Here is a 15715-nt window from a genome sequence, read left to right as displayed (position 1 = left end):
GACATAACAAACATGAGCACTCCCACTGAAAATTTACAGCAACCCCAAAAACCTATCGTATTCAGCGGCGCACAGCCTTCCGGTGAATTAACCATCGGTAACTATATGGGTGCATTACGTCAGTGGGTACAAATGCAAGACGACTATGACTGCATTTACTGTATCGTTGACCAACATGCTATCACTGTTCGCCAAGACCCTGTCGAACTGCGTAAAAGAACCCTCGATACACTTGCGCTCTATTTAGCCTGTGGGATTGACCCGAAAAAAAGCACCATTTTTGTACAGTCTCATGTCCCACAGCATGCACAATTAAGTTGGGCATTAAACTGCTATACCTATTTCGGCGAATTAAGCCGTATGACCCAATTTAAAGATAAATCAGCGCGTCACGCAGAAAATATCAACGCAGGCCTGTTTGACTACCCCGTTTTGATGGTTGCTGATATCTTGCTTTATCAAACTAATCAGGTTCCTGTTGGGATTGACCAAAAACAGCATCTTGAACTAAGCCGTGACATAGCCCAACGCTTCAATGCAATTTATGGTGATATATTTACTGTTCCTGATCCTTTCATCCCTACAGGTGGCGGTGCACGAATTATGGCACTGCAAGACCCAACCAAGAAAATGTCTAAGTCTGATGACAACCGCAATAACGTCATTGCTCTACTCGAAGACCCAAAATCGGTTGTGAAGAAAATCAAACGGGCCATGACGGACTCAGAAGAGCCACCACGCATTCGTTATGATTTAGAAAACAAACCTGGCGTTTCTAACCTGTTAGATATTATGTCAGGTGTCACCGGTAAAAAAATTGCAGAGCTAGAAGCTGAGTTTGAAGGCCAAATGTACGGTCACCTAAAAGGTGCTGTTGCAGAATCCGTCTCTGGCATGTTGACTGACTTACAGACTCGTTATCATGAATTCCGCGATAATGAAGCGCTTCTGAATCAAATCATGGATGAAGGAGCGACTAAAGCGTCTGCTCGTGCACAACAAACTTTAGATAAAGTGTATGAAGCTATTGGTTTTGTAAAACGCCCATAACGCTAATCAAATAAAAAGCGCTTACTCATCAATGGGTGAGCGCTTTCTTTCATTAACACATAGCCAACTATTTTCACAAACTCCTTCTACTTTTCTATCTGGAGTCTATCCTCTTTTATCTATTAAATACCTTATTTAGTGATTTTTAAATTATTTAACTAATAAGGTCATTCTATGTTATTCAAAAATAAACATGCTATTGTCCAAGGCGGATCACGTGGTATTGGCGCTGCTATAGTAAAAAAACTAGCCAAAGAAGGTGCAAATGTTGCTTTCACCTACGCCTCATCAGATAAAAATGCAAAATTGTTGATCACTGAAACAGCCCAGTATTCCGGTACAGTCATGGCAATAAAAGCCAATAGTGCAAATGAATATGAAATTACAGCTGCAATCAAACAATCATTTGATAAATTTGGTTCTATTGATATTTTAATTAACAGTCTTGGTATTCTTGAATTTGGCTCAGTAGAAACTCTCCCTCTAGAATCATTTGATCGCTCCTATTCCCTAAATGTACGCAGCTTATTTATTGCTAGCCAATCAGCCCTAACTGTTATGAATAATAATGGACGAATAATTCACATTGGTAGTGTTAACTCAGAACGGGTTCCATTCGAAGGTGGAGCTGCCTACGCAATGAGTAAATCAGCTATTATTGGCTTAACAAAAGGTATGGCTCGAGATGTAGCTGCTAGAGGGATCACTGTCAACAATGTTCAGCCAGGTCCTGTAAACACTGATATGAATCCAGAACAAAGCGAGTTCGCAGATAGTCTAAAACAAATAATGGCTTTAAAACGCTATGCTAGCGCTGATGAGATTGCTGATTTTGTATTGTACCTAGCTAGCCCAGCTGCTGCTTATATAACGGGAGCAAATTTAAATATCGATGGTGGGTTTACAGCTTAGATATTGGTTTATTAATGAATAAAAAAACGGGAAAATTTTCCCGTTTTTTATTAACCAATGAGTTTGACTTTAATTATTGAAAATCTTTGTCGGTATACAACTTCGTCGCTTTAACTCCTTCAATATTTTTGGCCCCGCCTAGCATCATATTGATAGAAAGTTCTTTATTCAGTTGCTGGATCACCGAGTTTACGCCTTCAGCACCACCTAAATTTAAGCCATATAAAATAGGACGGCCTACAGCCACAACATCTGCCCCACTTGCTAAGGCTTTAAATACGTGTGAACCGCGACGCACACCACTGTCAAATACAATTGGAACACGTTTATTAACGACCTTAGCAATTGACGGCAATACATCAAAAGACGCGGGACCACTGTCTAACTGGCGACCACCGTGATTAGAGACCCAAATCGCATCAGCACCTGCTTTGATCACAACATCAGCATCTTCGGGCGATTGAATACCTTTAACTATTACTGGCAATCCCGATAACTTTTTCACGTATTGAATATCTGCTGGTGTAAAGGCTTGTTTTGCTTGCGCATAAATTTCACTGATCCCTGCACCTTTACCTGTTTTTGAACCATCACTATTTTGCTTAGCAAATAGCTCTAAATTGGCAAAGCCTAGTGGGAATTGGAAGTTATTACGAATATCATCTTCACGATACCCACCAACTGGAGAGTCAACGGTTAAAATAATCGCTTTAGCACCACTTGCTTTGGCTCTCTTCAACGTGAATTCGTTAAATGCATTATTTTTACTCATATAAAGCTGGAAAAAGAATGGGTTTTCCCCTGAAACTTCAGCCACTTCTTCAATTGTTTTATTACCGTAGGTACTTAACGAGAAAATAGAACCTGCTTTAGCCATACCTTTTGCTGTCGCAATTTCCCCGTCTTTATGTGCTAATCCTTGGGCCGCCATCGGCGCTTGAATAATAGGGGTTTTTAGTTTAATTCCTAAAAAATCAGTTGAAAGGTCGATATCTGAAATTTCAATTCCCTGCATCACTCTTGGCATAATATATTTATTATCAAAATGTTGCGTATTTTTCTTCAGATTCAATTCATCTTCAGCACCACCACGAATATAACCAAAAGCACCTTTATCCATACTTTTGGCAACTTGGCTTTCTAATTCATCCAAGTTCACAATTTTAATTGGGCCTTCTTTATCGCTAGCTTTATATTCTGCCGCCTGTGCGGTACCAAGAGTCAGTGCAACAGCAAATAATGTCGATGTCACAAACGTATTTTTTCGTGTAAAACTCAACATAATAAATCTTTAACTCCCCATCAATTACTGTTTAATAGCCTCGGCTTGAATTTGGATAGTGACATTTTTGGCCATGCCATCCTTCACTAGGAAATCAACCCCCCATTGCGTACGGTCAATAGTGGTTTCGAAATCACCACCACACACATCAGCATTAAAAATTGGACTGAAATAGCAACCGAATTTGGTAGTTTTTAACTGAACTGGATGTGATTGGCCTTTCATAGTCAACACACCATCAATAGAAACAGGTTTGTTGTCTGCAAAATTCCATTTAGTCGATTTGAACTCAATGGTCGGATATTTTGCAACATCTAACATATCTTCACTTTTAATATGATTATCAAATGCTGATAACCCAGTATTTAAGGTCTCCGCTGGAATTTTTACACTGACGCTACCAGTTTGTTTTTCCGGAGAATAACTCATATCTCCAGTGATATTGTGAAAACCGCCACTATTGGTAGAAGTATTAAAGTGGTCAATATAAAACACGGCTTTAGTATGAGTTGCATCTAATTTATAGTCTGCGGCCTGTGCTGTACCAAGCGCAAACAAAGAAACCAGCAAAGGTAATGTAAGCTTTTTCATCATATTTCCTTAAAATTCAATTACAAATAGGCAGCTTTATCAGTCATTAAGCTGCCTGAATTAATTTCGTAAGTTAAATGTGGGGGTTATCGCGAATTAACGTTCAGAATCTAATTGCTCATTATTTTTCAGAACATCTTGCGCTTTGCTGTAGCTTTCAATTAATAATTGATAAGCAGGGAAAATTTGCGTGTAGGCCATTGCCCATTCAGCAGCGTCTTCACGGTTCCAAGTGCCTTGTAACTCAGAAGCAACCGCGGCTGTATCCATAGGGACAACCCCTGCTTGAACCACACGAGCCAAGGTAATTTCTTGTGCCATCTTGCTATAAGTACCTGATGCATCGATAACAACAAATACTTGGTAACCATCCATCACCGCACTAATCGCAGGGAAAGCCATACAAACACTAGTAATGGTACCTGCAATAATCAGTTGTTTTTTGCCTGTCGCTTTTACCGCTGCCACAAACTCAGGGTTATCCCATGCATTAATTTCGCCACGACGTGCAATATATTGTGCATGTGGTGCATTTTGGTGAATTTCTGGGATCAACGGACCATTGGGGCCTTGAGGTACAGAAGCCGTAGTGATCACTGGGATTTTTGCCAGTGAAGCCATTTTAGCCAGTACAGATGCGCGAGCACGCAATTCAGTCATTGGCATATCACCTACAGTTTGGAAAAGCCCACTTTGGTGATCAATTAATAACATCACAGCATCGTTTGGGTTAATAACAGGGCGCTGGCCATTAAAGTTTGCTGGAATACTCATGATAAAACCTCTCAATCGATGAAGTCAGAAATTTATTTAGAATCAAAAATAGAACGATAACCGCTCCGTTTTCGTGTTATTTAGATTAATTCATCAATTTTAAGCTGAGTAGTCTGGATTTTGATAAACTCTGTTCTATAAATAGGATAATAACCTCAACCTTGATTGTTCTTTTATTGGAACAATGAAACCTATTTTTGCCCCTACTGCCGAATGATTTGCTCCTTTATTATTCAGTCATCAAAACAGTTTAGGAGCAAAACCATGAAAAAAATTATTGGTATCTATCAATCTCCTCGTAGCCATTGGGTAGGAGACGGCTTTCCTGTCCGTTCAATGTTTACTTACGATAACCATGGGAAATACCTCAACCCATTCTTATTACTCGATAGAGCAGGTCCTTTCAATTTCCCCAGCTCAGAAGCAAAGAATCGAGGAGTTGGTGAGCACCCTCATCGTGGGTTTGAAACCGTTACGATAGTGTATGATGGGGAAGTAGCTCATCATGATTCTACTGGTGAAGGCGGTGTGATAGGTCCAGGCGATGTTCAGTGGATGACTGCGGCATCGGGTATTTTGCATCAAGAATATCAGTCTGATGCCTTTATGAAAAAAGGTGGCACTCTTGATATGGTGCAACTGTGGGTCAATTTGCCTGCAAAAGACAAATCAGCGGCACCCGGCTACCAGTTATTGGAAAGCCAAACTATGCCAAAAGTCACACTGCCGAACGAAGCAGGCACACTGCGTGTGATTGCAGGGGATTATTTAGGCCACAAAGGGGCAGCCAAAACCTATACCCCGTTAGATGTTTGGGATTTACAACTCAATCAGGGAAAAACTGTTGGCATACAGACAAAATCAGGTCGTAACGTAGGGTTAGTCATGCTACGCGGTTCAATATTTGTTGATGGGCGTTCTGCCTTAAATGAAGGTGAACTGATGATCCTTGATAATACAGAAAGCAACATTGTGCTAGAAGCAACAGAAGATGCCTTAGTATTACTGCTAAGCGGTGACCCGATTGACGAACCGGTTGTTGGTTACGGCCCATTTGTTATGAATAGCATGGACGAAATTAATAAAGCTGTAAATGACTTCAACAGCGGCAAATTTGGCCGTATTCCTGAAACACAATAAATAATGTATGACCCCTCGATAACCTTAGGCTATTGGGGGGTTATTTTACTGACGGTGAAATGTTATCTGCTAAATAATTCAATAATAATTGTACTGATGGTAACAACCCTTTGCGAGATGGATAAACCGCATGAATAATATCTTCAGGGAAACGCCATTCAGGTAATACCTCCACCAAGTCCCCTGAGGCAATTTCCTTTTCCACCACGCCATAAGGCAACCTTGCAATGCCAATCCCTTTAAGTGCCGCGCGGTATAACGTTAACACATCAGTTGTGGCTAATTTAGGGGTGAAATGCTGTGTAAAACTCAGGTCATCGCTATTTTTCAGTGTTAACGTATAGTTTTGCGAGTGCTCTGTATTCGCTAACATCGGGTAATCCACCAGCTTTTCAGGCTCAATGAGTGCCCCTCGTTCTACAAATAACTGCGGACTTGCAACCAATATCCTGCGAGAATACCCCAGCACTTTCATCATTAGACCGGAGTCATCAAGAGGTAAAGAACGCACCCTAATTGCCAAATCCAGCCCTTCACTGATCACATCAACAGGGCGATTAACTGCCAATATCTGAATATCGATATCTGGGTATTGCGCCATAAAATCAACAAGTAATTCATTAAGATACACTTGCAACAATGCAACAGGACAAGACAGTTTTATCGTACCTTTCGGGTGAGACTGAACAGAACAAATCAATTCGTGAGCAATTTCGGCTTCATCCACCACATTTTTACATTGCTGATAAAAAACCTGCCCTACATCTGTGACATGAAATTGGCGAGTTGAACGATAAATTAAAGAAACATTTAGCTTTTTCTCTAAATCTGCAATACGTCGGCTTAACTTAGATTTAGGAACCCCAAGAGCTAAACCCGCTTGGGAAAAACCACCATGCTCAACGACTTTCACATAGTAATAGAGATCATTTAAATCATATTGCAGCATACGTTTTTACCAACCTTTGTGTTTGGAGGTTTGAAATCGTTATCTTACTCAAAATTCAAAAAATGTCCTCTTCGATATTTATTCTTTCACACCTATATTCAGCTTTATCGTACGAGCCAACAAAGACCCTATTATAAAAAACAGATAATTTTGGGGTATTAATGAAAGCCTTTTTTAATAATTTTATGTAAACATGAAAATTATCCTCTACCGTTAAAATGAGAATATCATGCGTACAGAATTACCACAGACTCCATCAACTTCATCACTTGAGTGTTTTTTTGAAACCGCTGTTAACCAAGCGGATAAAAAAGGAAAAATCAGCCATTCTGATATAAAAAAACTCCTAAAGAACATCTCCAATTCATCTGAAAAACTTACCGTTAACAATTACTATAATATCCAAGAGTCTGTTAGTAGACTAAATAAAACCTTAACACTTCAGCATTCTAACGTTATTGAAAACAAGTCTCTCTGTATCCATAAGGCATACACAATGGCATTTAATAAATTATCTGATGCCTCTATTCATGAGCTCAGACGCAATGCGCCACAAAGAGCCAATACGCTCAATATCATTGAACTAATGACCAAAAATAAAACGATAAAGCAAAAAAGAGTTATTGAACTTAAGGAAAACACCCAGAATATAAAAGCTAAAGTTGATATATTTATTAATGACTTATATAAAGAACCGTATTGGAGACCAAATGATAAAGAATATTCAGGGCTAATGGCGAACCTATCGAAATTAAAAAGTGATATAGAAAAGTCGAGAAATAATATACTCAGTTCAAGTTATCAACATAACCCAAATAAATTTAAAGCATTAACTCAGTTAAAATCACAATTAACACAGCTTACAGAGAAATTACAAAACGATTATGACAAGCTAATCCGTGGTAGTACCTCAAATAATCAGCGTATCTTGAGCGATAATGAAATGCCTTCAATCTATAAATTAGAGCTAGCTCATTTAAAAAGGGCAATACCTATAATTGAATCAGAATTAGCGCAATTACAAAACGAACTACAAAGTAAACGTAGTGAATTGAGTAAACAATAAAGTAAAAAGTTAACGGAACGCCAAAAAAAGAAAAACGCCTAATTAAAAATTAGGCATATCTAACTTTGAGATACGGCAACCTAGCCCCGTTTTCCAAACAAGCGGTGGCTAAATTCTTCAATCTGGTGGTGTTCTAAGCGATTTTGCATGGTTAAACTCCAGCTTGCGGATAACCCAGCTGCACTTAGCAACCGCTGATAGAGTTGTTCATCATAGGGGGCATGAAAAGCAATCATAATCGCTTCTTGTACTGAAACGTCACTATTACGGCTTAATAGCGTTAATGGTTCGTTTTCGCTGACATTTCCTGTTTTTATCACCCGATAAAGCCACCCACAGCAACCACGCTCTTGCATCAACTGTGCAAAGTTTTCGATCCCCGTAAGCCCATTAAGCTTATAACATGGAGAGCGAGGCTGCGTGACCTGTATCCGCGCATTACCCCATGCAAAAATATCCCCGATAAATACGTTTTCTTCGGTCATACCCTGTGTTGATATATTTTCCCCAAATGCAGAGGCAACAAATAAATCCTCAAGCTCAGGGTAAGCGTTCAACCAATAATGATAATGCTCACGTGGATAATGACATAGGGCTCTATCTGGCCCACCATGGAAACGTTTTTCTGCCTGTTCATCCCCTTCTAGCCCTAATTGCCCTAAAGCCAGCAAACCATCCGCAGCCTGTTTATGGATCGCACTTTGACCACAAGATTGAGTCTCTTGGACTTTACCGATAAAAACTTGGGGTAAACATGACATTGACGATATTCTCCATTTGAATAGCGATAGAGACTTCATCATAAAGAATGCCAAGACAGATAACAATCCAATACACCGGAAAATAAAAAGGCGTAGCACCTATGATGCTACGCCCACTCGTTATTTAATTAAAAAATTAATTATTTAGCTTTTGCTGCAAAACGTGCGGCAGCTTCGTCCCAGTTAACAACGGACCAGAACGCTTTAATATAATCAGGACGGCGGTTTTGGAATTTCAAGTAATAAGCGTGTTCCCACACATCTAAACCAATGATAGGGTAGCCTGAAGCACCTGAGATAGCTTCACCCATCAATGGGCTATCTTGGTTAGCTGTAGAAACAACAGCTAATTTACCGTCATCTTTCAGAACCAGCCATGCCCAACCTGAACCAAAACGAGTTGCAGCAGCTTTTTCAAATACTTCTTTAAATGCATCAACGCTACCGAAATCGCGTTCAATAGCCGCTTTCAGTTCGCCTTTTAATTCAGTACCTAATTTCAAACCTTTCCAGAACAGACTATGGTTTGAGTGACCACCAGCGTTGTTGCGTACAAAAGTGCGCTGATCAGCTGGAATTTGATCTAATTTTTGAATCAGAACATCGATGTCCAAACCTGCTAATTCTGGCTGTTTTTCTAACGCTGTATTTGTGTTAGTCACATAGGTTTGATGGTGCTTAGTGTGGTGGATTTCCATGGTCTGTTTGTCAAAATGTGGTTCCAACGCATCATAAGCATAAGGTAAAGCAGGTAATGTATAACTCATATTATTGTCTCCAGTGACGTAAATACCGCTATGTTTCTCATTTTTCACCACAAGGCTCATAGGGTATGCACTTGCTTAACTTCGCACCTTGTGAATTACTATCTATTATAGTTATTTTACTGTTAATGAAAATCATTATCAAATCCATAAAAAAAATGTGGGTTTTCTCATTCGCTACAAGAACTCCCTTATACAGTAACTAATACCAATATCACCGCCTTTTATTTTTCTTTAATTCTAACATTTGCTATATTTTAAGGTTAATACACTAATTTAATATTTAGCATCAAATGATAATTCTGCAAATCCCATTACAATTAATACGTGATCTTCCGCGCAAAAGAAAAACAAATTTATATTTCGTGCTTTAGTTAACCATTTTTTGACATAGTATTAACATCTGCAAGGAGATAATAATATGACTCAAATAACTAAACATCCCGTTCCTGCTGAAATTGCAAAAAATGCCCTGATAAACGAACAACAGTATAACGATGAGTACCAACGCTCGATTCAAGACCCTGAAGGATTTTGGGGCGAAAAAGGAAAAATCGTTGATTGGATTAAACCGTACACCCGTGTCAAGAACACGTCTTTTGACCCCGGACATATCGATATCCGTTGGTTTGAAGATGGCACTTTAAATTTAAGTGCAAACTGTTTGGATCGTCATCTGGCTGAAAAAGGCGACCAAGTAGCTATTATTTGGGAAGGCGATGACCCATCATCGTCAAAAAATGTCACTTACCGTGAATTGCATCAAGATGTTTGTCAGTTTGCAAATGTGTTAAAGCAACAAGGTATCCGCAAAGGCGATGTCGTTGCTATCTATATGCCAATGGTTGTAGAAGCCGCTGTAGCCATGCTAGCTTGTGCTCGTATTGGTGCCATCCATACAGTCATTTTTGCGGGTTTCTCTCCTGAGGCAGTCTCTGGTCGTGTCATTGACTGTAAAGCCAAGCTTATCATCACTGCTGATGAAGGCCTACGCGCAGGCCGTGCAATCCCCCTGAAAAAAAATGTGGATGATGCACTAGCCAACCCACATGTAACCACCGTATCCAATGTGATCGTCTATCAGCGTACCGGTAATCCACCGAGTTGGGTTGAAGGACGTGACTTATGGTGGCATGACGTGGTTAAAGGTGTCAGTACAGACTGTCCTCCTGAAGAAATCAGTGCTGAAGACCCCCTATTCATTCTGTATACCTCTGGTTCTACAGGTAAACCTAAAGGTGTCCTCCATACCACTGGGGGCTATTTAGTTTATGCAACGCTCACGTTTAAATACACTTTCGACTATCACCCAGGTGAAGTCTATTGGTGTACTGCTGATGTGGGTTGGGTTACCGGCCATAGTTACTTGTTATATGGGCCATTATCCAATGGGGCAAAAACCTTAATGTTTGAAGGTGTGCCTAACTATCCATCAGTAAACAGAATGAGTCAGGTTGTTGATAAACACCAAGTCAATATCCTCTACACTGCACCAACTGCAATCCGTGCGTTAATGGCTGAAGGTGATAAAGCCATTGAAGGCACTGATCGTAGTTCTCTGCGCATCTTAGGCTCTGTGGGGGAACCCATTAATCCTGAAGCATGGGAATGGTTCTACAAAAAAATTGGTAATAGCCGATGCCCTGTGGTTGATACATGGTGGCAGACAGAAACTGGTGGCTTCATGATCACACCACTTCCCGGTGCAACAACATTGAAACCCGGTTCCGCAACTTTACCTTTCTTTGGTGTTCGACCTGCATTAGTTGATAACCTTGGTGAGCCTATCGAAGGGGCTACAGAAGGTAATTTAGTGATTGTCGATTCATGGCCGGGGCAAGCCCGTACTTTATTTGGCGATCACGAGCGTTTCGAGCAAACTTATTTCTCAACCTTTAAAGGTATGTACTTTAGTGGAGATGGTGCTCGCCGTGATGAAGATGGCTATTATTGGATCACAGGTCGTGTTGACGATGTATTGAATATCTCAGGTCACCGTTTAGGTACCGCAGAGATAGAATCAGCCCTCGTTGCACATCCAAAAGTGGCTGAAGCCGCAGTAGTTGGTATTCCTCACAATATTAAAGGCCAAGCAATTTATGCTTATGTCACATTAATATCAGGGGTTGAGCCATCTCCAGAGCTATACACAGAAGTTCGCAATTGGGTTCGTAAAGAAATTGGTCCAATTGCAACACCGGATGTTCTTCACTGGACGGATTCATTACCAAAAACCCGTTCCGGTAAAATCATGCGTCGTATCCTACGAAAAATTGCATCAGGAGATACCAGTAACTTTGGAGATACCTCCACTCTGGCAGATCCAGGTGTTGTCGAAAAACTACTCGAAGAAAAACAGTCTATGAGTATGTCATAACGCCAAAAGGGCCGCCTTTACCGGGTGGCCTTACATACATCCCAATAAGACGATTTACTCTAAATAATTTGAGGTGCAACTAGAAGGCAAGTGAATGAGTCACTAAGAGCATATATAGATATGTGACTAGTACGAGTGAACACCGCCAACGACACTGCAACTTGAAGTATGACGAGTATAACAGAGGAGAACTCTGATGAATGCTACTGCTTACGAAAAGGTAGAGGATAACCCTCGCTTCAAGGAATTGGTCAGGAAACGTAGTCGCTTTTCATGGTTGTTATCGATAATAACGCTCGTGTTGTATGTAGGTTTTATTTTTCTTATCGCTTTTGATCCAAGCTGGTTAGGTACACCTATCTCTGAAGGCTCTTACATCACAAGGGGGATCCCTGTCGGTGTAGGGCTAATCGTCATTTCATTTGTATTAACTGGGCTATATGTTATTCGTGCCAACGGTGAATATGACCGTTTAACGGCAGAAATCTTAAAAGAGGTAGAAAAATGAAAATATTGCTCTCACTCATTCTCTTTTTTACCTCATCAATCGTGTTTGCAGACGCATTGACAGGGGATGTGGAACGTCAGCCTATCAATATTCAAGCAATTATCATGTTCTTACTTTTTGTTGGCTTCACGTTATATATCACCTACTGGGCATCAAAAAGAACACGTTCTCGCTCCGATTACTATACTGCCGGTGGGAAAATTACAGGGTTCCAAAATGGGATGGCAATTGCAGGGGACTTTATGTCTGCAGCTTCTTTCTTGGGGATCTCCGCTCTTGTTTATACTTCTGGCTATGATGGCTTAATTTACTCGATTGGCTTTTTAATTGGCTGGCCGATCATTCTATTCTTAATTGCCGAGCGCTTACGAAATTTAGGTCGCTACACTTTTGCTGACGTAGCATCTTACCGATTAAAACAAAGACCAATTCGTATTTTGTCTGCTGTTGGCTCACTTGTCGTTGTAGCACTCTATCTCATTGCCCAGATGGTTGGGGCAGGTAAACTGATCGAATTATTATTTGGCTTAAATTATCATGTAGCCGTGGTTATCGTTGGTATTCTCATGGTGTTGTACGTATTATTTGGTGGGATGCTAGCAACTACATGGGTACAAATCATCAAAGCCATTCTCTTACTTGCTGGTGCAACATTCATGGCGGTTATGGTCATGAAACATGTAGGCTTTAATTTCAATACATTATTTAAAGAGGCTGTAGAAATCCATAAGAATGGCATTTCTATTATGAGCCCTGGAGGCCTAGTATCTGACCCGATATCCGCCTTATCGCTTGGCTTGGCATTAATGTTTGGTACCGCCGGTCTTCCTCATATTATTATGCGTTTCTTTACCGTAAGTGATGCCAAAGAAGCGCGTAAGAGTGTGTTCTATGCAACAGGATTTATCGGTTATTTCTATATACTGACTTTCATTATTGGTTTCGGCGCTATTGTGCTTGTCAGTTCAAATCCTGCATTTAAAGATGCTGCTGGGGCGCTCATTGGCGGAACTAATATGGCTGCAGTTCACCTTGCTGATGCTGTTGGGGGCAATTTCTTCCTTGGCTTTATTTCTGCGGTTGCCTTCGCCACCATCCTTGCGGTTGTTGCTGGATTGACACTCGCAGGCGCTTCTGCGGTATCTCATGACCTTTATGCGATGGCAATGAAAAATGGTAAGGCTGACGAAAAAGATGAATTACGCGTTTCAAAAATTACGGTTGTCATCTTAGGTTTTGTTGCAATTGGCCTTGGTATTTTGTTTGAAAAACAAAATATTGCTTTCATGGTCGGCTTAGCATTCTCCATCGCTGCAAGCTGTAACTTCCCTATTATTTTACTATCAATGTACTGGCGCAAACTCACGACTCGCGGTGCATTAGCAGGAGGCTGGTTAGGGCTGATTACCGCCGTTGTCTTAATGATCCTAGGTCCAACTATATGGGTCAGCATTCTTCATCATGAAAAACCAATCTATCCATATGAATATCCTGCTTTCTTCTCCATGATTGTTGCATTCGTTGCCTCATGGTTATTCTCTGTTACTGACAATTCAGAACAAGGGAAAATGGAAAGAGAACGCTTTAAAGAGCAATTTATTCGTTCACAAATTGGTTTGGGTATTGAACAAGGTAAGTCTCACTAAATCTGACTTTATTACCACAACAAACGGTTCAGTGTATCGAGCCGTTTGTTATTGTCAGACTAAAACCACGCAGTGATTGCTCCAATAAGGATGCAGGCTAATAGTGTAACCCTATCAGCAATCTTTCGAGTAAAACTTATCTACCTCTTTTTCTAGACGTCAGCTTCACGATAACATTAGCTACCGTGGTGCCTAGATAAACAGCGATATTACATAATGCTCTTTCCCATTTATCACCTTCTTTTTCTTTGTAAGGTCATTTTAAACCCTTACAACGGATATCTCAGGTCTTTCGACCATCTTTATTGTTCAATTAACCTGATAACATTAAGTGTTTTAGGAGCAAACAACAAAAGGCTATGAGTAAGCAAACCTCGATGATGATTACCTTGGTTCACATACCCTAAATCTGCTTGAGTAGGACGATGATTGTAGCTTGGTAGCATCTTCTATCGCGAGAAGAAAGGAATAGCAGTGACCAGTTTTACTGTCGCACTAAAAATGGCTTCACTAATATTCTCTGCGGGTATGTTAACGTTCCTATCTCCCTCCATACTGGCCAGTGAGCTAAACGATTTTACTACCGATTTACTTGGATACCGAGCCAAGTTTGAGGCCATTTATTACAAACCTGACCGGTCTTTTTGGTTCTCCAAGTTTAGTATGTGCACGTTGTTCTTTAGCCCGCTCATTATTACTTTCCATCATCTCAGGAGCCCCAATTAAATCCGTTGAAGAGCTGATCGTAAGCTAAGCATTTAGTTCAAAAAAATTTCTCAGATAATGTGAAGGACTTATGTATAAAAGACAGCCTCATAAGGAGGTGGGTGGTTTAGGTCAGACAAAAAAAATCCTTCTTTCTGCGTAGAGAAAAGAAGGATATTAATAATATTTAAGAATATTTTTATTATCGTTATTCGGTTCTATCTTGCATAGTATTGTTTTTCTACATTAACCCAATCTTCTACAAGAGAATAAAAATCGGCAGATTTTGTTTTTCTTTCCTCTTGTAATTGTTGGAATTCTTGTTTATTTTTCGGTGTGTAACGAGAAAGCAATCGGTCTAAAACAATATGTTTATCTGCAAATTGAGAGCTAATTTTTAATGTCTTAAACAGTGCGATAGTAATAATCCCACTAATTGCCAGCATCCCAATAACAGAAGCAAAACTATAATCAATCCCAATAGCATTTCTTACGACATTTAGCAGTAAAAATGGAACAAAGAACATCACAAGTAAGGAAAGGATCGTGGCGCCATCTTGGCCATTGTTAAATTCATTCTCTTTCTGCTTATTCACAGAAAGGATCTGATCAAAAATTTTTTGATTCGCACTTTTTGTTTTATTCATCTGATCCACCTTTGGTACACAGACATTGTTAACCAGAAATACAGCGCGCTTAGTCGATTATCTTTCGTATCAGAACGCTAACTATTTCCTTTGATAATTTCATTTATAAGCAAACTTCATCTATAACGTGATAACTTGAAATGATATTAACTACTTTAAAATAGTATAAATGTAAGTAAATGAAACATCAATTTAACAATTTTTATATAAAAAAATAAACAATTGCGTTTTTTTCTATCGTAAACTGGCTAAAGGAATATTTATTTTCTATATGAGTAAAATTGATTAGTTTATTTTTATCTATTGATATTTATGAGTTTATTTATGAAAAAACAGACGTTATTAATGAACTAATTAACACCATAAAAACCATTAAACCGATAGATATTTTATGGCAAAAGAAGGAAAAACAAGTAAAGTAGTTTCATTTAGTCATTATTATTTTTAATCAATTATAAATAATCTATCTCTCAATAAAGCAAGCTAGCGGCATATCAGCAGTAAAGACAAATAATTTTCCTCATTCCTGTTACTACATTAGAA

The 15715-nt window shown here is 39.6% G+C and carries 14 protein-coding genes and 1 pseudogene; 7 read left to right on the top strand and 8 right to left on the bottom strand.

Going from position 1 to position 15715, the window contains the following annotated elements:
* The first annotated feature begins 12 nt into the window (after nt 1-12).
* Nucleotides 13-1050, top strand: a complete 1038-nt coding sequence (gene trpS, locus RB151_RS00340; protein ID WP_042848635.1) for a tryptophan--tRNA ligase — start codon at nt 13-15, stop codon at nt 1048-1050.
* Between the two features lie 174 nt (nt 1051-1224).
* Nucleotides 1225-1962 (top strand): 3-oxoacyl-ACP reductase family protein, encoded by a 738-nt coding sequence (locus RB151_RS00335; RefSeq protein WP_042848636.1) that lies wholly within the window; start codon nt 1225-1227, stop codon nt 1960-1962.
* A 73-nt stretch (nt 1963-2035) separates the two neighbouring features.
* On the opposite strand, the gene RB151_RS00330 is transcribed toward RB151_RS00335, so the two are convergent.
* The 3 genes from RB151_RS00330 to RB151_RS00320 form a co-directional block, all read right to left on the bottom strand.
* Nucleotides 2036-3244, bottom strand: coding sequence for a lactate oxidase (locus RB151_RS00330; RefSeq protein WP_071547560.1), 1209 nt, complete (start codon nt 3242-3244; stop codon nt 2036-2038).
* Nucleotides 3245-3268: 24 nt separating this feature from the next.
* Complete coding sequence (locus RB151_RS00325; RefSeq protein ID WP_042848638.1) at nt 3269-3835, bottom strand: YceI family protein; 567 nt, start codon at nt 3833-3835, stop codon at nt 3269-3271.
* 96 nt (nt 3836-3931) lie between these two features.
* Nucleotides 3932-4609, bottom strand: coding sequence for a hydrolase (locus RB151_RS00320; RefSeq protein WP_042848639.1), 678 nt, complete (start codon nt 4607-4609; stop codon nt 3932-3934).
* 264 nt (nt 4610-4873) lie between these two features.
* Between RB151_RS00320 and RB151_RS00315 the strand changes: the two genes are divergently transcribed.
* Nucleotides 4874-5749, top strand: a complete 876-nt coding sequence (locus RB151_RS00315) for a pirin family protein (protein ID WP_042848640.1) — start codon at nt 4874-4876, stop codon at nt 5747-5749.
* Between the two features lie 40 nt (nt 5750-5789).
* Here the strand turns inward: RB151_RS00315 and RB151_RS00310 are convergent, their stop codons facing one another.
* The gene (locus RB151_RS00310; RefSeq protein WP_042848667.1) at nt 5790-6695 is read right to left on the bottom strand and encodes a LysR substrate-binding domain-containing protein; all 906 of its coding nucleotides are present in this window, start codon (nt 6693-6695) and stop codon (nt 5790-5792) included.
* A 232-nt stretch (nt 6696-6927) separates the two neighbouring features.
* On the opposite strand from RB151_RS00310, the gene RB151_RS00305 reads away from it, so the two are divergent.
* Complete coding sequence (locus RB151_RS00305) at nt 6928-7764, top strand: hypothetical protein (protein WP_048605603.1); 837 nt, start codon at nt 6928-6930, stop codon at nt 7762-7764.
* An 80-nt stretch (nt 7765-7844) separates the two neighbouring features.
* On the opposite strand, the gene yiiM is transcribed toward RB151_RS00305, so the two are convergent.
* Both yiiM and sodA read right to left on the bottom strand, forming a co-directional pair.
* Nucleotides 7845-8525, bottom strand: coding sequence for a 6-hydroxyaminopurine reductase (gene yiiM, locus RB151_RS00300; RefSeq protein WP_042848643.1), 681 nt, complete (start codon nt 8523-8525; stop codon nt 7845-7847).
* A 140-nt stretch (nt 8526-8665) separates the two neighbouring features.
* On the bottom strand, nt 8666-9292 hold the full coding sequence (gene sodA / locus RB151_RS00295) for a superoxide dismutase [Mn] (protein ID WP_071548806.1): 627 nt from the start codon (nt 9290-9292) through the stop codon (nt 8666-8668).
* Between the two features lie 418 nt (nt 9293-9710).
* Here sodA and acs point away from each other — a divergent pair, with 418 nt between their 5' ends.
* From acs to actP, 3 genes are all read left to right on the top strand, one after another.
* Nucleotides 9711-11666 (top strand): acetate--CoA ligase, encoded by a 1956-nt coding sequence (gene acs, locus RB151_RS00290; RefSeq protein ID WP_042848644.1) that lies wholly within the window; start codon nt 9711-9713, stop codon nt 11664-11666.
* Nucleotides 11667-11862: 196 nt separating this feature from the next.
* A complete protein-coding gene (locus RB151_RS00285) occupies nt 11863-12174 on the top strand; it encodes a DUF485 domain-containing protein (RefSeq protein ID WP_004906633.1) in 312 nt (103 codons plus the stop codon).
* Nucleotides 12171-13820, top strand: coding sequence for a cation/acetate symporter ActP (gene actP, locus RB151_RS00280; protein ID WP_048605606.1), 1650 nt, complete (start codon nt 12171-12173; stop codon nt 13818-13820). Before RB151_RS00285 ends, actP begins: the two co-directional genes overlap by 4 nt.
* Nucleotides 13821-13989: 169 nt before the next feature.
* On the opposite strand, the pseudogene RB151_RS23550 reads toward actP, so the two are convergent.
* Nucleotides 13990-14528, bottom strand: a pseudogene (locus tag RB151_RS23550) (IS4 family transposase); the annotation flags it as partial.
* 215 nt (nt 14529-14743) lie between these two features.
* A complete protein-coding gene (locus tag RB151_RS00275; RefSeq protein ID WP_042848646.1) occupies nt 14744-15172 on the bottom strand; it encodes a hypothetical protein in 429 nt (142 codons plus the stop codon).
* Nucleotides 15173-15715: the final 543 nt, after the last annotated feature.

The sequence above is a fragment of the Providencia rettgeri genome (genome assembly GCF_001874625.1).
Classification (GTDB): Bacteria; Pseudomonadota; Gammaproteobacteria; order Enterobacterales; family Enterobacteriaceae; genus Providencia; species Providencia huashanensis.
Note: the sequence above shows the minus strand (reverse complement) of the source record. Positions and strands in the feature narration are given on the sequence as shown.